General features: G+C 49.4%; 18 protein-coding genes. 14 read left to right on the top strand and 4 right to left on the bottom strand.

The genetic code is table 11. The features are described 5' to 3' along the window. Positions 1-226: 226 nt before the first annotated feature. Positions 227-1,627 (bottom strand): hypothetical protein, encoded by a 1,401-nt coding sequence (locus BLW29_RS04710; RefSeq protein ID WP_090977142.1) that lies wholly within the window; start codon positions 1,625-1,627, stop codon positions 227-229. A gap of 174 nt (positions 1,628-1,801) precedes the next feature. Here BLW29_RS04710 and BLW29_RS04705 point away from each other — a divergent pair, with 174 nt between their 5' ends. From BLW29_RS04705 to BLW29_RS04650, 12 genes are all read left to right on the top strand, one after another. Then, a complete protein-coding gene (locus tag BLW29_RS04705; RefSeq protein WP_090976634.1) occupies positions 1,802-2,569 on the top strand; it encodes a glycoside hydrolase family 73 protein in 768 nt (255 codons plus the stop codon). Between the two features lie 435 nt (positions 2,570-3,004). Next, positions 3,005-3,706 (top strand): DsbA family protein, encoded by a 702-nt coding sequence (locus BLW29_RS04700; protein WP_090976631.1) that lies wholly within the window; start codon positions 3,005-3,007, stop codon positions 3,704-3,706. A gap of 205 nt (positions 3,707-3,911) precedes the next feature. Further along, positions 3,912-4,244 (top strand): DoxX family protein, encoded by a 333-nt coding sequence (locus BLW29_RS04695; protein ID WP_256208335.1) that lies wholly within the window; start codon positions 3,912-3,914, stop codon positions 4,242-4,244. 675 nt (positions 4,245-4,919) lie between these two features. After that, on the top strand, positions 4,920-5,876 hold the full coding sequence (locus tag BLW29_RS04690; RefSeq protein ID WP_090976629.1) for a D-2-hydroxyacid dehydrogenase: 957 nt from the start codon (positions 4,920-4,922) through the stop codon (positions 5,874-5,876). Positions 5,877-5,880: 4 nt separating this feature from the next. Continuing rightward, the gene (locus BLW29_RS04685; protein ID WP_090976627.1) at positions 5,881-6,237 is read left to right on the top strand and encodes a CidA/LrgA family protein; all 357 of its coding nucleotides are present in this window, start codon (positions 5,881-5,883) and stop codon (positions 6,235-6,237) included. Beyond that, complete coding sequence (locus BLW29_RS04680) at positions 6,227-6,916, top strand: LrgB family protein (protein ID WP_090976625.1); 690 nt, start codon at positions 6,227-6,229, stop codon at positions 6,914-6,916. The genes BLW29_RS04685 and BLW29_RS04680 overlap by 11 nt, the downstream gene beginning before the upstream one ends. Positions 6,917-7,034: 118 nt before the next feature. Further along, entirely contained in the window at positions 7,035-8,192 is a 1,158-nt protein-coding gene (locus tag BLW29_RS04675) for a peptidylprolyl isomerase (protein ID WP_256208334.1), read from the top strand. Between the two features lie 269 nt (positions 8,193-8,461). Next, positions 8,462-10,099 carry a peptide ABC transporter substrate-binding protein gene (locus BLW29_RS04670; protein WP_090976623.1) on the top strand — a complete coding sequence of 546 codons (1,638 nt, stop codon included), beginning with the start codon at positions 8,462-8,464 and terminating at the stop codon, positions 10,097-10,099. 85 nt (positions 10,100-10,184) lie between these two features. After that, positions 10,185-11,120 carry an ABC transporter permease gene (locus BLW29_RS04665; protein ID WP_090976621.1) on the top strand — a complete coding sequence of 312 codons (936 nt, stop codon included), beginning with the start codon at positions 10,185-10,187 and terminating at the stop codon, positions 11,118-11,120. Then, on the top strand, positions 11,117-12,064 hold the full coding sequence (locus tag BLW29_RS04660; RefSeq protein ID WP_090976619.1) for an ABC transporter permease: 948 nt from the start codon (positions 11,117-11,119) through the stop codon (positions 12,062-12,064). The genes BLW29_RS04665 and BLW29_RS04660 overlap by 4 nt, the downstream gene beginning before the upstream one ends. A gap of 19 nt (positions 12,065-12,083) precedes the next feature. Next, complete coding sequence (locus tag BLW29_RS04655) at positions 12,084-13,082, top strand: ABC transporter ATP-binding protein (protein WP_090976617.1); 999 nt, start codon at positions 12,084-12,086, stop codon at positions 13,080-13,082. After that, positions 13,079-14,044, top strand: a complete 966-nt coding sequence (locus tag BLW29_RS04650; protein WP_177186484.1) for an ABC transporter ATP-binding protein — start codon at positions 13,079-13,081, stop codon at positions 14,042-14,044. The genes BLW29_RS04655 and BLW29_RS04650 overlap by 4 nt, the downstream gene beginning before the upstream one ends. 70 nt (positions 14,045-14,114) lie before the next feature. Here the strand turns inward: BLW29_RS04650 and rocF are convergent, their stop codons facing one another. Continuing rightward, complete coding sequence (rocF, locus tag BLW29_RS04645) at positions 14,115-15,023, bottom strand: arginase (RefSeq protein WP_090976615.1); 909 nt, start codon at positions 15,021-15,023, stop codon at positions 14,115-14,117. A 162-nt stretch (positions 15,024-15,185) separates the two neighbouring features. Here rocF and rsmD point away from each other — a divergent pair, with 162 nt between their 5' ends. Both rsmD and coaD read left to right on the top strand, forming a co-directional pair. Then, positions 15,186-15,770, top strand: coding sequence for a 16S rRNA (guanine(966)-N(2))-methyltransferase RsmD (rsmD, locus tag BLW29_RS04640; RefSeq protein ID WP_090977134.1), 585 nt, complete (start codon positions 15,186-15,188; stop codon positions 15,768-15,770). Positions 15,771-15,772: 2 nt separating this feature from the next. Beyond that, positions 15,773-16,285 carry a pantetheine-phosphate adenylyltransferase gene (coaD, locus tag BLW29_RS04635; RefSeq protein WP_256208333.1) on the top strand — a complete coding sequence of 171 codons (513 nt, stop codon included), beginning with the start codon at positions 15,773-15,775 and terminating at the stop codon, positions 16,283-16,285. Here the strand turns inward: coaD and BLW29_RS04630 are convergent. Next, on the bottom strand, positions 16,282-17,487 hold the full coding sequence (locus tag BLW29_RS04630; RefSeq protein WP_090976613.1) for a nucleoside recognition domain-containing protein: 1,206 nt from the start codon (positions 17,485-17,487) through the stop codon (positions 16,282-16,284). The genes coaD and BLW29_RS04630 overlap by 4 nt on opposite strands. Positions 17,488-17,593: 106 nt before the next feature. Next, positions 17,594-18,835 carry a nucleotidyltransferase gene (locus BLW29_RS04625; protein WP_090976611.1) on the bottom strand — a complete coding sequence of 414 codons (1,242 nt, stop codon included), beginning with the start codon at positions 18,833-18,835 and terminating at the stop codon, positions 17,594-17,596. Between the last annotated feature and the right edge of the window lie 23 nt (positions 18,836-18,858).

The raw sequence follows: 18,858 nt of genomic DNA, 5'->3' as shown, positions 1-18,858 counted from the left end.
TAAGGAGTATGATATCGTAAGAAATAATTATTGTAAACATAAATTTTTAATTATACCACAAAATAATTAATAAGTCAATATAATTATTTTGGAGAGTGAATTTGAGTGCGCGGCAAGTAAAAAATCGTACATTCAAGTGGGATGGCTATGCATTTGTCAAAGCATAAATTCCAGCGAAATCAAAAGGCATAACCGGCCGATCATCAGCCGGTTATGCCTTATTTATTTACACGATGAACATCGCAACGATCGTCGTCACAGCCAGCCCGAACATAACCGGCTTTAAGTTGCGGCGAGCGAGTTCGAACGGATCGACACCGCAAATGGCTGCAGCGGGAATGAGGGCCCAAGGGATCAAAGTGCCTCCGCCGACCCATATGGCAGCAACCTGGCCGAGTGCAGTGAGCGTTGCCGCACCGGAGCCGATTGCGGATGCGAAGAGCTGCGCAATCGAGCCGGCAAGCGATATCCCTGAGAAACCGGAGCCGTCAAGGCCGGTAATGGCGCCGGTGACTGCAAGCGTAACCGACCCGATTGCTTGATTAAGCGGTACGTGATTGGCGAGTGCCACGCCTAGGTCATTCACAATGCCATGCGATCCTTCCGGCAGCCCCCCGCCGAACAGTGCGGTGAACGCCGAGTCTCCCAAGTAGAAGAAGGCTGCGATTGGAATAACGGGACCAAATACTTTGAATCCAAACTGAAAGCCCTCGATGAGGTACGCGGTCGTCTGCTCCAATCCTTTGTTGCGATGGGCCAGCATCGTGACGAGGATCAGAATAAACACGGCTGTACCTCCGATTAAGGCCGTCGCATCGCCTCCTTGGAGATTGAGCACGAACATCGCGACGACATCGACAATAAACAAGAGCGGAATGAGAATGGCGAGCGTCTTCTTCCATGTCGCCGGCATGCTGACTCGATCTTCGGTTATTGAATTTACGGGATTCGTATTTGCCGCGATCAGTCCATCTCTCCATTTGCCTGTTCGCATATCTCTGCGCATCATCCAGAAGGCTGTAAGCGTGGTCACTACTCCCATTACAATGACAAGCGGCACGCTTGCCTGCATGACACTGGTAACGGATAATCCTGCTGCATCGGCGGTCAGCTTCGGCGCACCTTGAATGATATAATCACCGGATAGTGCAATGCCATGACCGAACAGGTTCATCGCCATTGCAGCACCAAGCGCCGGAAGTCCGACACGGACGGCAACCGGCAGCAATACAGCCCCGATTAACGCAACGCCCGGAGAAGGCCAGAAAAACCACGAGGTCACCATCATAATCAATCCGATTCCCCAGAAAGCGAGAGCCGGTGTGCGTAAGAAACGCGTAAGCGGTTCTACCATCACTTCGTTAATGCCGGTAATAATCAAGATCCGGCTCATCGCAACGATGATCGAGATGATGAAAATCGTGCCGAGCAGCTCCTTAGTTGCATAGATAAAGCTGTTGAAAATACCGCTCACCGAATCGCTTAAGCTTTCAGTAGCGATAAGGCCAAGCGCAAAGATGCCGACCACGCAAACGAGCGTCGTATCTCGTCTTTTGATCAGCACACCCAAAATAAAAACGATAAAGGCAAGATACACCCAGTGTATTGGAGCTAAATGCAATTCCACCAACCATCACCCTTTCCAGCGGCTGCTGCCTATATCGTATGCTGGCGGTTAATTAGGCGTTCATCCTGGCTGCAGCACCGGTCTGGGACGATTGCCTGTGACCAAGCTGGTACGAATCTCATATATATGTTAATAGGTTGCTAGTTCGAAATGGTAGGGAGGTGTCGTGTTCAGATGGACAAACAATCCTTTTTTGCCCTGCTGCTCCCGGTTGTGAAACAGCTTTATACAGAAGGCTCACCTGTATTCCCATCCGTGCGGTTAGCCCAAAGTTGGTTGGAAACAGGCGGCAATATTCCTTACTGGAATAACCTTGCAGGTTATAAAGTCGGAGCAGGAGTGCCCAATGGATATTGGAAAGGCGCGATCGTGGATAAACGGACATGGGAAGTCATTGACGGTAAACGAGTTACGGTGACGGCGACATTCCGCGCTTATGATAGCATTTATGATTTCTATAAGGACCAAGATTTGTTATTTGCACGCAGCCGGTATGAGCGAGTGCGGATGGCTAAGACGCCTTTTGAACAAGCCCAGATGCTGCTTGCATGCGGCTATGCGACGGATCCTGCTTATGCGAGTAAATTGACTGCTATTATCAATGGGAGCAACTTGACGCAATATGACAACAAGAGCAAAGGGGATGAACCGATGACTGCAGAAGAGAAGAAGGCATTCGATGAGCTGCAGAGAATGGCCTTGAAGCTAAAGGCAGACAATGATCAACTCAAGATCGCGCTGCTAGACCAGACGAATGCATTAAAAGAGCTGCAATTATGGGCGCTTAAAATCGATGCCACCAATGAAATGGATACCGTGCCAGATTGGGCAAAAGATGCTGTCGATGCAGCAGTGAAATCGAAACTGATCGATACGCCAAAAGGCGGCAGCTATGATTTTTACCGTTTACTGTCCGTGCTGCACAGGAAGAAATTGATTTAACGATGTATATATTCGCCTGAACTGGGCATTCTTAAGATATCGGCGTCGCGAGATGCCGTAGACAACCGCGGAGAAGACTTACGTTTCCCCATAAGCTCTTCGTCCGGTTTCTCCTCTCCCATGAAAGGGGCCCCAGCAATGGGGCCCCGGATTTTTTTGTAAAAGCTCAAGTAAGTTGGATTAGTCACGTTATTATTAGTGTAACAGGCTGCATCATCATGATGATACAGGCTGTTTTCCAAGTAGATATGAACAAGAGGCAGCCTGCTTATAGGTTGCCTTTTTCTGTTGAGAGCTCAATCTAAGAAAGGTTCATAAAGACTTTACAATTAGCTGTGAATTGCAATTGATGAGGAAGTGCTCCTATGTTAGAGTGATTATCGTTACCGAGGTGAGATCGGTTGTGAGAATGATTATAATTTTGGGGGACAAAAAATGGCAAAAAAATCGAAACCAACGCCTTCGCGAAAAGGCAATGGACCTTCAAGCAAGCAACTTGTTCTTTTTACGCTGCTAATCGTAGGCTTATTCGTACTCATGTTTGTCATTAACCAAGCAGCAGATAAGACTGGAGATTCATTTGAACATGCACCTGTGATTAGCAATCAACCTATTGAAGGCAACAAAGACGCCAAAGTCTCCATCATTGAGTTTGGCGATTATAAATGCCCGTCTTGCAAAGCTTGGGGCGAACAATTGTATCCGAAATTGAAGGAAGCATATATGGATAACGGGAAAGCCAATTTCTCTTATATCAACGTTTTATTTCATGGTGATGAATCCAAGCTTGGAGCGCAAGCCGGAGAGGCGGTTTGGTCCCAGAACCCTGAAGCATTCTGGTCGTTCCATAAAGCGTTGTTCCAAGCGCAGCCGTCGCAAGATCATGATGCTTTATGGATTACAACGGACAAAATCAAAGAAATTGCTGCAACCATTAAGCCGGCAATTGACTTGGACAAACTGATTGCTGCGATGAGCAGCGAAACGGTTCAAAACGAAGTAAGCAGTGACGAAAAATTGGTTCAGGAATATAGAGTGACGCAAACACCGAGTATCATGATTAATCAAGTGATGGTGAAAGATCCTTTCGATTATGCGGCCATTGTTGAGCTGATCGAGAAACAATTAAACGAGTAAATTAGGGATGCCGACATGTTCATAACAGTAGTTTAATCAACAAAACCGCGATGGCCAATCATCGTGGTTTTTTTGTTGTTTCACTTGCAAGCTATACGAAATTATCCTTGACGAAAATAAATCCTAATGATAGGATAATTTATATCCTAAATATAAAATAAATAATAATAGGATAAAATAAAAGTGGATAAAGGGAGAGAGTTGCGTGTTTTCAATCATTCTTCAAATTGTACTGGGTATTGGCTTTCTGATGTTTGGCTTTATGAAGTTCGGGTCTCAAATGGTCGAAGAATTCAAGCGTTATGGTTATTCGGCAGGGTTTAGGGTATTTACAGGTCTAGTTGAGATCATTACCGCAGCATTGCTTATTTCAGGGATTTGGAGTGAGCAATTAGCTGTTTGGGGCGGTTGGTTCGTTGTTGTAATCATGCTAGGTGCTATCGTTACGCATATTAAAGTGAAGGATGCGGCAAACAAAATGATGATGCCGTTCATTTTATTCATTCTGGGAATCGTTGTATTACTTATCAACTATTGATCCTTGTATCTCAAGGGTTTGAATTGATATAACAGGCTATGTTAATCATTAGTACAGCCAGAGAGTTGCTATTAAAATGCTGTCGATCTTTGTATCGACGGCCTTTTTTTTATGACCGGAAAGTCTCGGCAGCCCGGGAAATTCCTGAGGAGTTAGAGTTAACGGTCGCAGCTGAGGGTCGCCAAATGGAACTCTCAGCATCATTTTGGCGAGGTATTAGCGCTGAGAGTTCAGTTCTGCACGCTTAGCATACATCGCAGGGGAGGGGTTAAATTGTTCCGCCGATTTGATCCAAATTAGGGATCTCCACTCTCTGAGGCTGTACTATTCACAATAGTACAGCCTCTTTTTTTGTTCAACGCCAAGGTCTAGATAATTCCGCCACTCAAGTAGGAGCCAATGAACCTTAAGCTTCTCACTGTGCCGGTTGGGGTTAACGTCTCCGTTTCAAAACATGCAAAAAACGCTATATATAATGAAGAAACTTTTTTGAGAAAACGCGTTACAGCAATAAAGCTACACTCCGTATATGCGTTGAAGTAATAAAGGAGTCTGAAAAGTCGCTGAAATCATCTGAAATTAGTTCGCATCCAGGCATTTATGCGGTATGATCAACGTAGTGGCATGCCGTAAGAAATACTCGGATTATTGCAGAACGAAGGGGAGAATTAAGCGATGAGAATTGTAGTCTTGGATGGATTTACGTTGAATCCGGGAGATCTGGATTGGGCTGAATTCAGCAAGCTTGGAGAGTTGATTGTATATGAGCGGACAGCGCGCGAGGATATCGTGAATCGAGCGTTAAGTGCCGATATTGTGCTCACGAACAAAACGCCGATTTCTGCGGAAACAATCGCTAAGTTGCCGGAGCTTAAATACATCGGAGTACTAGCTACCGGTTATAACATCGTGGATACGAAAGCAGCTGCAGAGCATGGCATCGTGGTGACGAATGTGCCGGATTACAGCACGCATTCCGTTGTTCAATTGGTCTTCGCGCTTATGCTGGAGCTGACTTATCATGTAAGTGCCCACAGCAGTGCCGTACATAGTGGACGTTGGTCCGCAGGACCTGATTTCACATTTTCGCTGCATCCTCTGATGGAGCTATCGGGCAAAACGATGGGGATCGTCGGCTATGGCCAAATCGGTCAGCAGGTTGCCAGAGCGGCGCTGGCTTTCGGTATGAAGGTTGTCGTACAGACGCGCACGCCTCGCGAGGTTCCGGGTCTTGAATCCGTTACCTTTGTCACGAACAGTGAATTGTTCCGCACAGCAGATGTGATCTCGCTGCACTGTCCTTTGACGCAGGACACTACCGGACTTGTGAACCAGCGTACATTAGGACTCATGAAACGTTCGGCGATCCTTATTAACACTGCTCGAGGCGGTCATATCGTGGAGCAGGATTTGGCGGAAGCGCTTAACAGCGGTCGGATTGCCGGAGCGGGACTGGATGTCCTGAGTGTGGAGCCGCCTGCAGTCGACCATCCGCTGCTGCATGCCGCGAATTGTACGATTACCCCGCATATCGGCTGGGCAACAGTCGAAGCACGAAGAAGATTGATGGGGATTGCAGCCAATAATTTGCGCTCGTTTATGCAAGGCGATATTCGCAATCAGGTGAACTAAGGCGATGCGCGGGTTTTGCATTATTATAGGGTTTGATGGATTGGGCTGGCTGCTGCATCAATTTGCTTCAGTTCCGCTTCCCTCACATGTTTTAGGGCTGCTGCTTCTGTCGGCAGCTTTATTTATGGGAATCGTGAAGCTGGAGTGGGTGGAACAAAGTGCGGGGTTTCTGAATCGGCATATGATGCTGTTCTTTATCCCGTTGCTGGCCGGTGCAGCAGCATTCGGACCGCAAATCGGATCATCCTGGTTAGCGGCGCTTGTTAGTCTTACCGCAGGGACATTAACGATCGTCATCCTAACAGGATTATCAACCAAGATGCTGGTTAAGCGGAAGGAGCGTGCAGGGAATGAGGAGTGAACTGTTCGCTGATCCGATGTTCGGCATCGGACTGACGCTGGCCGCCTACGCTGTCGCCGTACTCATTAGGCGTCGATGGGGTTGGCTGCATCCGCTGCTAAGCGCACCGATCCTTGTTTATTTGGTGCTGCAGCTTGGCGATATCTCCTATCCTGCCTATAGGGCAGGCGGTGATATCGTGACCTTTTTTCTCGGCCCTGCAACGGTTGCGATGGCGGTTCCATTGTATAAGCATGCCATGAGGCATCGCCGCATGCTTCCGTCTTTATTGCTAGGTGCTCTTGTCGGAAGTTTTGTTGGCCTTCTGGTGAATGCTCTGTGTGTAGTGCTGTTTGGCGGAACGGAAGACTTTCTTCGCTCGGCGCTGCCCAAGTCGGTAACCGCCGCGGTAGCCGTTGATTTATCAGGATGGCTGGGTGGAGCGCCGGAACTCACTGCTGCTCTTACCGTATTGACCGGCCTTGTCGGAAGTATTGCAGGTCCTCCGCTGCTGCGATTATGCGGTGTACGAGACAACATTGCATCGTCGATCGCAATAGGTGCTGCCGCACATGGAATTGGGTCGGCGAAGCTGCTTTCCGAATCGGAAGAGCAGGGAGGTCTCAGCGGATTCTCCATGGCTGCTTGCGCCATGTTTACGCCTGTACTTTTGCTGCCTGTGCATGCTTGGCTGTTTTGACGAATTTCCGATTATTTCGTCATATTTCATCTTATCTTAAGGTTTAAGCGGGTTATACATGATATAGTGTCACAGTAATGTTAAAACTGATTGCAAATGCCGGAAGGGAGTTTTCAAGTTGAACGAGAAAGATAAAGAGAAAAATTTGAATGACAATGAGCTTGAGGCAGTAACGCAAGAAACGAACGAAACGAAAGAGGATATGTCCTCGAATGAAACGGCTGAGGTTTCAGCTGTTGAACACAACGAATCGACAGAGAGTGACAAGGTACAACCTGCAGTTGTTCACCCTGTATCAGAGGCAGCAGCTCCTGCAGCAACGAATAGCGGCAAGGCATGGATGTACATTTCGATCGGACTAGCTGTTATTCTGATCTTCACCATTGTGAAAATGCCATTTGGCGGCGGCAGCAGCGATACAGTGGGCTCCGTTAACGGCGTGGCGATCACGAAGGATCAATTGTATGACGAGATGGCGAAGGTTGGCGGCGAGCAAACGCTTGACAACATGATCCAGGACGAGCTTATTAAGCAAGAAGCAGATAAAGCGGGCATCGTGGTTGGCGATGCTGAAGTGACGAAAGAAATCGACAGCATCAAGAAACGTTTCCCATCCGAAGCGGAATTCGAGGGGGCGCTGCAGCAAGCAGGCATGACGCTCGACGATTTGAAGAAACAAACACCAATGCAGCTTCGTATCCGCAAAATTCTGGAGCCGCAGGCGAAAGTAACGGACGAGGATGTTAAAAAATATTTCGAAGAGAATAAAGCGCAATTCGATGAGCCGGAACAAGTGAAGGCTTCGCATATTCTTGTAGCAACCCAAGAAGAAGCGGATGCAATCGAGAAACAGCTTAAAGAAGGCGCGGATTTTGCAACGTTGGCCAAAGAAAAGTCCACTGATCCAGGCAGCAAAGAGCAAGGCGGCGACCTTGGTTTCTTCGGCAAAGGCGCTATGGATCCGGCATTTGAAGAAGCGGCATTCAAGCTGAAGAAAGACGAAATCAGCGCACCTATTAAAACGCAGTACGGCTTCCATATCATCAAAGCAACCGATCATAAAGCTGCGAAAGCGGCAACGCTTGATGAGAAGAAAGCCGATATTAAAGAGCAATTGATAGCGCAGAAGGTACAGGAACTGTCGCCGACTTGGCTCGAAGATCTGAAGAGCAAATCCAAAATTACGAACACGATCAAAGATGCAGCTGCTAAGGATGCAGCGCAAGAACCAACTACGGGCAATGCTGCGACAAACGGTTCGACAAACGCGAAGTAATCCCGAAACCCAAATAAATAAGACGACCATCACAGGTAAAATTTGGCCTGTGGTGGTCGTCTTATTTTGTGGCACAATAAGTTCGTAAAAGCTAGTAAGCACAAGGGCTGAATACGCTACCAGTCACGTTCTTGTTAACTTATATGACACGAAAAGATAGTAAATCTTTACAACTGTTCAAAATGTGTTTTACAAATGTTTAAAATCGTTGTATTATTGGCTCTGGGTTTAAAAAATTACATTTATCAACATGGAGGCGGGTTCTAAGAATGAAAAAGAAAATGCTAGTTCTAGTTTCACTCATGCTCGTTCTAACAGGCGTATTGTCTGCCTGCGGGAAAAGCGGATCGGGTAGCGATCAAACGTTCCGGATGAACCTTACATCCGAGCCGCCTAGTCTCGATGTTGCACAAGCACAGGATCAAGTATCCTTCACTGTGCTGAGCGGACTCTTCGAGGGTCTGACACGTATGGACGACAAAGGTAATATCGTTCCAGGCGTAGCTGAGAAATGGGACATCTCTGAAGACGGTAAGAAATTCACGTTCCACCTTCGCGACGATGCGAAATGGTCCAATGGTGACCCTGTTACTGCTGGCGACTTCGAATACTCCTGGAAACGTACTTTGGATCCTAAGCTAAACCCACCGGCTCCATATGCTTACCAGCTCTATTACATCAAAAATGCACAAAACTATAACATCGAGACTGACAACCCAGATCACATCGCTGATCCGGCACAAGTCGGCGTTAAAGCCCTCGATGATAAAACACTTGAAGTACAGTTGGAAAACCCAACTCCTTACTTCTTGAATATCACAGCATTCTTCACTTCCTTCCCGGTTCACAAATCGGCGAAAGAAAATGCTAACTGGGCTGCTGAGTCCAAAGACTACATCAGCAATGGTCCTTTCAAATTGGCATCGTGGAAACACGGCGATTCCATTGAGCTTGTACCTAACGAGAACTACTGGGCTAAAGACGAAATCAAATTGTCCAGCGTTAAATTCTCGATGGTTAAAGACGCTAACACCGAGCTGAACATGTACAAAACAGGTCAACTTGACTGGGCAGGCGCTCCGACAGGCAGCATCCCGCCGGAACAGCTTGACAAGTTCCGCAAAGAAAACAACAAAGAATTGTCTGTAAAAGGTATCGCAAGCACATACTACTACAACTTCAACAACACGAAGAAACCTTTCAACAACGCGAAAGTGCGTAAAGCACTTGCTATGGCTGTAGACCGTCAAGCAATCGTTGACAACGTAACTAAAGCCGGTCAAGTACCTGCTTACGGTTTCGTTTCCACTGGTATCCACGGCGTGAACGGCGAATACCGTGCAGAAGTGAAAGACGACTACTTCAAAGAAGACGTAACAGAAGCTAAGAAATTGCTTGCTGAAGGTTTGGCTGAAGAAGGCATGACTTCGATGCCTGAATTCTCGCTTTCCTTCAACGAAGGCCTTCACAAGAACGTTGCTGAGGCAATCGCTGACATGTGGAAAACAAACCTTGGCATCACAGTTAAACTGGATCTTCAAGAGTGGAAAGTATTCTTGAAAAACCGTCAAAGCTTGAACTATGATGTTGCACGCGCTGGTTGGGGTGCTGACTACAATGACCCGATGACTTTCATCGACATGTTCACATCCAAAGGCGGTAACAACGATATCGGCTTCAAGAGCCCAGAGTACGATGCACTGGTTAAAGAAGCTTACAGCACGAACGATCAACAAAAACGTGTAGACGCAATGGCTAAAGCAGAGAAATTGCTGATTGGCGACAATCAAGCTCTTATGCCGCTTTACTACTACTCCTCTGCACAATTGGTTAAATCGTACGTGAAGAATGCAGTTGTAGATTACAGCGGTAACGTTGACTACACTCGTATCTCGATCGAAAAATAATAGCAGCAAGAAAATACTAAGGGGTATAGGGATATATGTGGGTTCCCCATATATATCCCTTCTCTTTGATTGAGGGGGGCTTGGGATGGCTCGGTATTTAGGTGGTAAGTTCGTTAATATTGTGATTTCGTTGCTAATTCTAGCCACCGCAACCTTTTTCTTGATGAAGGCTGTCCCAGGGGACCCTTTTACACAGGAAAAAGCAATTCCGCCGGAGATTAAAGCGCAAATTATGGCGCATTACGGCTTGGATAAACCGATTGGCACGCAATACGCGATTTACATGAAAAACTTGTTCCAACTTAATCTTGGTGAATCCATGAGAAGTCAGAACCGTACTGTATCGAGTATTATTACGGATTCCTTCGGTACTTCGCTTAAAATTGGTTTGATTGCAGTAGTTGTTTCGGTAATTGTCGGGATTTACCTCGGTATGATGGCAGCGCTAAGACATAAGAAATTGATTGATAACCTGGCGATGTTCATTGCCGTTATCGGTATTTCAGTGCCAAACTTCGTTATCGGTGCCATGATTCAATATTACCTTGCCGTTAAGGTGCCGATATTCAATGTTGCAGGGTTGGAAAGCCCGCTTGATTACGTGCTTCCTGTTATCACCTTGTCGACACTCCCTATTGCATTCATCGCGAGACTAACGCGTTCAACAATGCTCGAGGTACTGACCTCGGACTATATTCGTACTGCTAAGGCAAAAGGGTTGACGCCGTCAGCTATTCTGTGGCAGCACGGACTTCGTAACGGTATTTTGCCTGTTGTTACCTATTTGGGTCCAATGACAGCGAACATCATTACAGGTTCCGTCGTAGTTGAACAAATTTATGGTCTTCCGGGTTTGGGTGCTCACTTCGTGGACAGTATCACTAACCGTGACTACACGCTCATTATGGGTATTACGATTTTCTACGCCGTAATTCTTATGGCAGCACGCTTCTTGACAGATGTGGCTTACATTCTTGTCGATCCGCGTATCAAAGTCAGCGGAGGTGTCGTTAAAAAATGAGTACGCGTCTGAAAGAACTGCACCTGGAAGAGCAGATTGCCAAAGCGCCATTCGAGAAATTGACCCAAAGACATACGGAAGCTGAAGTGATTACAGCTCCAAGCCGTTCCACGTTCCAAGAGAACTGGGCACGTCTTCAGAAGAACAAATGGGCGATGACAGGGATGTATGTCCTGATCGTCATGATAATTTTGGCAGTTGTTTGTCCGATGTTTTCGCCTTATGATTCATCTACGAACGATTTGAAGAATACCTATGCTTCGCCATCGGGCAAGCACTGGTTCGGAACAGATAACCTTGGCCGTGATCTCTTCACGAGAACATGGATGGGCGTTCGTATCTCGCTTCTTGTTGGTTTTACGGCTGCTTTTATCGACCTTGTAATCGGTGTTGCTTATGGCGGCGTTATGGGCTTTGCAAGCAAACGTGTCGGCGATGCAATGAACAAGCTTGCTGAAGTGCTTTATGCGATTCCGCATCTGCTTGTCGTTATCTTGCTGTCCGTCGTAATGGGCTCAGGTCTTTCGACCATCATTATCGCATTATCCATCACCGGTTGGATTACGATGTCGTGGATCGTTCGCGGTCAGATCCTGCAGCTGAAGAACCATGAATATGTGCTTGCAGCACAATCGATGGGCGCCAGCGGTTCCCGCATTTTGTTCCGCCATTTGATTCCGAACACACTCGGTCCGATCATCGTTACCGTTACGTTGTCGGTACCGTCCGCTATATTTGCAGAAGCATTCCTAAGCTTCTTGGGTCTAGGCGTTCAATCGCCGGCAGCTTCGCTTGGTACATTGATTGGCGAAGCGATGTCCTCTTGGACACTGTACCCATGGCTGATGCTGATTCCTGCATCCTTGTTGAGTATTACAATGCTTGCCTTCAACATTTTCGGTGACGGTCTTCAAGATGCGTTTGATCCGAAAATGAAAAAATAACAGCGCAGGGAGTGAGCTTATGAGTAATCCGATTCTAAGTATTTCTGATTTGCATATCTCGTTTCACGTGCGCGGTGGAGAGGTTCAGGCTGTTCGCGGGGTCGATTTGGAGATCAACCCCGGAGAGTCTGTTGCGATCGTCGGCGAGTCCGGCAGCGGCAAGAGCGTTACCGCTCAATCTATTCTTCGTCTGATCCCTACACCTCCTGGTGTGTACAAGAAGGGTTCCATTGAATTTATGGGCGAAGATCTACTAAGCAAAAGCGAGAAAGAGATGGAGTCCATTCGCGGCAAGGAGATCGGCATGATCTTCCAGGATCCGATGACTTCGCTTAATCCTACCCTTACAGTAGGTCGCCAAATTACGGAAGTACTCATCAAACATCAGAAAATGAGTGCATCGGATGCAACCGGCCGTGCAGTAGAATTGCTGAATTTGGTTGGTATTCCGAATGCGGGCGAACGCGTTAAGCAGTTCCCGCATCAGTTCTCAGGCGGTATGCGTCAGCGCGTTATGATCGCAATCGCACTTGCTTGTAACCCGAGATTGCTTATTGCGGATGAGCCGACGACAGCGCTCGATGTAACGATTCAAGCGCAGATCATGACGTTGATGAAGGATTTGCAGCAAAAAACCGGTACATCGATCATCCTGATTACGCATGACCTTGGTATCGTTGCCGACATGTGTGACCGTGTTGTTGTTATGTATGCGGGTAAAGTTGTCGAAACCGGCACGAAGCAAGAAATTTTCAAAAATCCACAGCATCCATACACGAGAGGGCTGCTTCGTTCCCTTCCTCGACTGGATCACGATAAGAATGAGCCGCTTATTCCGATTGTCGGAACACCGCCGGATATGTCATCGCCGCCGACTGGTTGCGCGTTCTGCGCGCGTTGTGATGAAGCGATGCGGATCTGTGTAGACAACGATCCTGCTGCTTACACAATCAGCGAAACGCAAGCAGCTAAGTGCTGGTTGCATGACGCGGCCCTCAAAGGGGGAGAAAGTGCATGAAATCAAACAATGAAATGTTGATCGAAGTCGATCATTTGATGAAGCACTTCGATATTGGCAACGGCAAGACGGTCAAAGCGGTTAATGATATCTCATTTGGTATCCGCAAAGGCGAAACGCTTGGCATGGTGGGAGAATCCGGCTGCGGTAAATCAACAGCGGGACGTACCCTTCTTCGTCTATACGAACCGACTGCAGGAGCTGTGAAGTTCCAAGGTCAAGACATTATGACAGCTAAAGGCTCCAAGCTGAAGGCGCTCAGACGCGAAATGCAAATGGTCTTCCAAGATCCATATGCTTCGCTGAACCCACGCTGGAAAGTTGAAAATCTGATTGCCGAGCCGCTTGATATTCACGGTTTGGCTGGCAGCGCTAAAGAAAGAAAACTGCAAGTCGAGCGTCTGCTTGACCGTGTAGGCCTTCGTTCGGATCACGCGAAACGTTATCCGCATGAATTCTCCGGCGGTCAGCGTCAACGGATCGGGATTGCTCGCGCACTTGCGCTCAATCCGAAGTTTATCGTTTGCGATGAGCCGATCTCTGCTCTAGACGTTTCCATCCAAGCGCAAGTAGTTAATTTGCTGCAGGATTTGCAACGTGACTACGGCTTGACATACTTGTTTATCGCGCATGACCTTGCGATGGTTAAGCATATCAGTGACCGTGTAGCGGTTATGTATTTGGGTAAAATGGTTGAGCTTGCAAGCAGTGAAGACCTCTATGCCAATCCGAAACATCCGTATACCAAAGCGCTGATGTCCGCGATTCCGGTGCCGGATCCAGATGTGGAAGAGAACAAAGAGCGTATCGTCCTGACAGGCGAGCTGCCGAGTCCGGTTAACCCGCCTAGCGGCTGTAATTTCCGGACACGCTGTCCGTTTGCAACGGAGAAATGCGCTGCAGAAGTGCCTGCATTCCGAGAGGTTGCACCTGACCAATGGGCTGCCTGCCATTATGCATAATGAAATGAGAAGGACGGTTCGCATCTCATGCGAATCGTCCTTTTTGGCGTATTCGGTTCACTTGTATCTTCTATAATATACGTTCCCCGAGCAATGAGCCGATGAGCTCGACAGCGAGTCTGGCCGTGCGGCCATTCGTATCCAGCAGCGGGTTTACTTCTACGATATCGGCAGAGGTTACCATTCCGCAATCGAATAACATCTCCATGGCCAAATGCGCTTCTCTGTAATTAAGGCCGCCGCGTACGGGAGTGCCCGTCCCCGGGGCTTCGCCGGGATCGACGCTGTCGATGTCGAAGCTGACGTGCACGCTTTCGGAGCCATACGAAGCGATTGCGATCGCTTTCTCCATCACGCGCCCCATCCCGAGTCGATCGATATCATGCATGGTGAAGCAGGTAATGCCGCTTTCGTATATATTTCTCTTCTCACCTTCGTCGAGTTCTCTGACGCCGACAAGGACGACACGCTTGGCTTGTAATTTAGGTGATCGCCCGAGCAGATCGGTAAACCGCGGATCGCCAAGTCCAAGGCTCGCGGCCAACGCCATCCCGTGAATGTTGCCCGTCAGAGACGTTTCCGGCGTGTTCATATCGGCATGTGCATCAATCCAGATGACGCCTAACTGCTGAATATGCTCTGTAATTCCGGCGATGGTGCCGATTGCAATGCTATGATCTCCTCCTATAGTGAGCGGGAAGGTTTCGTTTGCGATGGCCGATTGCACCGATCGTGCGAGAACTTCACTCATCGCAAGCACGCGTCCCCAGTTGCGTAACCGATCCAATGTCCGGCGTTCGATCGCGGATTCGGCGGATTCTATCCAAGGTAATAGAGAGTAATTCCGATTCAGCAGCTGAAGCTTCTCGGGTAATCCTGCTTGAAGGACGGCCTCCGGACCGCCGCTTGCACCGGGTCTGCTGGCTCCGTAATGAAAGGGGACGGGAAGGACTGTGACGGGCTGCCGCTCTTTGTTCATGGGAATCCCTCCTATGGAATGTGTTGCGCCTGCATGGTTATATATAGACGCGAAGGGGCGAAGACATGACAATCCGGAGGCAATCCTTTAATATGCCGGCCCAATTGTGGTACGATACAAGCAGCAGTAAGGATGGCTAAGGTGAAAGGGGAAAGAGCGGCTTTGAGAGTAATTGCAGGCACGGCAAAGGGCCGGACCTTAAAGGCGGTACCGGGCAAGAATACACGTCCGACGACCGATAAAGTAAAAGAAGCGATTTTCAGTATGATCGGTCCTTTCTTCGATGGGGGGCTTGTGCTTGATCTCTTCGCAGGCACCGGAGGTTTAGGTATTGAGTCGTTAAGCAGAGGGATGGAACGCGCGGTTTTTGTCGATTTGGATGGAGGAAGCATCGAGATTATCAAGCAGAATGTACAGGCTGCCGGGGTGGCGGAACAAGCGGAAATTTACCGTACGGAGGCGGTGCGAGCGGTGAAAGCGCTGGCGAAGCGCGGGCTTAAGTTCGAGCTTGTTTTCCTTGACCCGCCTTACCGAATGAAAGAAATGGACACTTTAATGAATGAGCTGGCAGAACGCGACCTGTTAGGAACGGCCGCGACGATCGTCGTCGAGCATGATGCAGACCATGTTTATCCGGAGACGATGGATGTTTTCCGACAGATCAGACATGCGAAGTATGGCGACACGGCAGTGACGATTTATCGGTTTGAGAAGAATGCAGAGTCGAATGTACATATGGAGGCGTAAGCATGACAACACCAACAGGAATGCCGAAACAGCGTGTGGCCGTATATCCGGGCAGCTTTGATCCCGTTACATGCGGGCATTTGGATATTATTAAACGCGCAGCTAAGCAGTTTGATCATTTGATCGTTGCCGTCCTGAACAATTCCAGCAAAAATCCGCTGTTTACGGTGGAGGAGCGCAAAGCGCTGTTAACCGAAATCACCAAAGAACTGCCGAACGTGACGATCGACAGTTTCCGTGATCTGCTCGTTAATTTCATGCGCTCGCGCAATGCGGATTGTATCGTGCGTGGCATTCGTTCGGTTACGGACTTTGAATATGAGCTGCAGATGGCTTCGACCAATCATCAGCTTGATGGCGAAATCGAGACGATATTTATGATGACGAATCCCAAATATTCGTATTTGAGCTCCAGCATCGTGAAGGAAATTGCCAAGTTTAAAGGTAACGTGAAGGATCTGGTGCCTGATGAGGTGCGAGAAGCGCTGATTGCCAAATATGCGGATCAGGATTAATGGGTCTTGGATTGAGGTGCGGCGAGCATAGAAGCGATCAAGAGTGCCAGCAGGATGAAGAGGAATAGGACTAACAGGACAGGTGTATACGGCCACAGTGAATGTAAATCTCCTGCGCGGATGATGGCATTCGAGGCGGCGCCTGTCTTTTCTGTTTGTAACATAGCAGGAGCGGCAGAAGGGATGACGCGTCCGAGCAGTGAAGTCATCGGATTCCATGCTGCAAGGGTTAGGATGAACGCGAGCAGGCTCTGAAAGAGCCGTGTAGCGGCGAGCCGCTTCAGGGATAAACCGGTACCGGTGATGGCGCTGCCGGCTTGGAGGAGGGCGCTAAGACCGCCGAAGCTGAGTACGGCTGCGATAGCTGCCGCGTTCCAAGGCAGGCCGCCTGTGAAGGTAGATGAAGCCGCGGCGTACGTGCCGATATGGCTTTCGATTAGCCCGGGCAGCAGGAACGCGGGCGTACCTTGCGGCAGCAGCGGCTGCGCGAGCTTAACGAGAACGGCGCCGAACATCATGAAGCCGCCTATGGCCATCAACTTGTAGACGGAGACGGTAACGGAATCGCCAAGCGCTTTGCCGAAGGTTCGGCCATCGCGTTTTCTTGCGGCCTGCATGGCGACCGCTGCTTGTTTCAGCAATGTGGATAGGGATGCGGATTCTGATGGCTGAATTGGCTTGCTTGATGCAGCAGATCTATGTTTGGTGAAACGAGCGTGTAAGAAAGCTGTGAGCAGTGCGGAGACCCAGACGGCTGCGGCAATTGCGGCTCCGATTGCCGGTTGTTTTAAGAAACCGGCTCCGACGACGAGGAGCATGAACAGAGGGCTTGGCATATGGGTCAGCGCGAGCAGTCTCTGTCCTTCCTGGGCAGTTACCGTTTCGCTGCGGCGCAGTGCTGCTGTCGTCTCCGCACCGCAGGGGAAACCTCCGGACCATCCCAGTGCGATCGCAATGCCGGCTTCGCCCGGCAGACGAAACAGCTTGCGCATGAGTGGCTGCAGCAGTGCTCCGAAGCCGTGGATCGTCCCGAAGGCGAGCATCAGCTCAAGTAAAGTAAGGAACGGGAGCAGTCCGGGGAAGACGAGATTCCACCAGACCGTCAACCCTTGCAAGGACGCTTGAAAGGCTTCTCCCGGCCGAAGGATAATAGATGCGACGAGCAATATCGACAAACATGCGAGCATGATGGATCGCGTCATGGGTTTCACTCCATTGATTCATGTAGGGACTGGGACAAACACAGCCACTACATTTTTACGCTTGTCTGCGTAAGGATAGACCAAAGTCATGGAATCCGTCTTAGATTTAGATTGTGATCGGTCTCTCGTAATAGTCACGGAAGAGATCATGAGGGCTTGCATCCGGCCAGCCGAGCGCATATACCGAAGTTGCCTGAACATCAAGCTCCAGATAGGGAGCGTCTTGCTGTGACCTTGCAGCGCTGTTTAAGATCGGAAGCTTAGCCGTCTTGCGCATGCGCTTAAGCAGCTCTTGCCCTCGAGGGCTGTATCCGAGTATCCTTATGTATTGAATGCCGGTGCGCAGCCGCTCCGGTGACAAGAGCTCCTTCGAATGACCGAGCAGTACGGAGAGGAGCGCGCGCTGCAATTTCGTGCGCGTGTAGCGTTTCGTCTTTAGTTTATCGAGCAAGGGTTCGAAGGCAAGCGCATCAAGCGCGGGAAGTGTCTTCTTCAGCCTATATTCCAAGCCTTCGGTCATTTCGTGATAGCTGCCAAGCGTGGCTGCCGACTCGCTGACAAGCTTATGAAACAGCTGTGATCTATATTGCTCCCAGCCGCCCCGCCCTCTGCCGATTGCATGATCGCGCAGCAGCAGCTCGAGTGTTGAACGCGGCACGTAAGGTGCGGCTCCTTCGGGGGAAACTGCCTCGAGCGTCAACTTGCGGATCGCCGTTGCGCTTGCGATTTGCGCATCCGTAATGGTTGTCTGCGAGTAGCCTGCTTTCTCGCGCTTCAGAGAGAAAGGCTCTATAGCGCTTCCAAGCCTCTCGAGCGCAAGCAAATAATGCAGCCCCAGCGTGTTGTTCGGCTGGGCGAGCGGGAAAGCAGCCGCTTCAGCGTCGCCTTCCGCTTCCATATACAAGCGAACAGCTTCGCTGTAAGCTGCGGGATAGCTGGCGCCGGTCCGCAGGCAATCCGCCATGAGCGCGCTGAAGGCCGCCGGCTCATGTGCGAGCGTCCGAGCAACCCGGCGCAGCGGATCGATCTCGCCGGCCTCGCTGCCGAAGCAGAGCGCGTCTACGACGCCTGTCGCCTCCAGGAGCGCGACCGCGCCGTAGCCGAACCATTCTGCCGCCTGCGTAGAATAGGCGACAGGCAGCTCGATGACGACGTCGCAGCCTCCGCGCAGCGCCATCTCGGTCCGCGTCCATTTATTAAGCAGCGCAGGCTCGCCGCGCTGCAGGAAGTGGCCGCTCATGACGGCGATGACGGCGTCGCTTTCCGTTATTTTGAGCGATTGCTGCAAATGATAGTGATGTCCGTTATGAAATGGGTTATACTCGACAATGAGCCCGACGGTTCGCATGAATGTAAGCCTCCAAAAGGGGA

Origin of the sequence: Paenibacillus sp. CF384 (assembly GCF_900106745.1) — a bacterium.
Taxonomy (GTDB): domain Bacteria; phylum Bacillota; class Bacilli; order Paenibacillales; family Paenibacillaceae; genus Paenibacillus_Z.
This window is presented reverse-complemented; position numbering and strand designations above follow the sequence as displayed.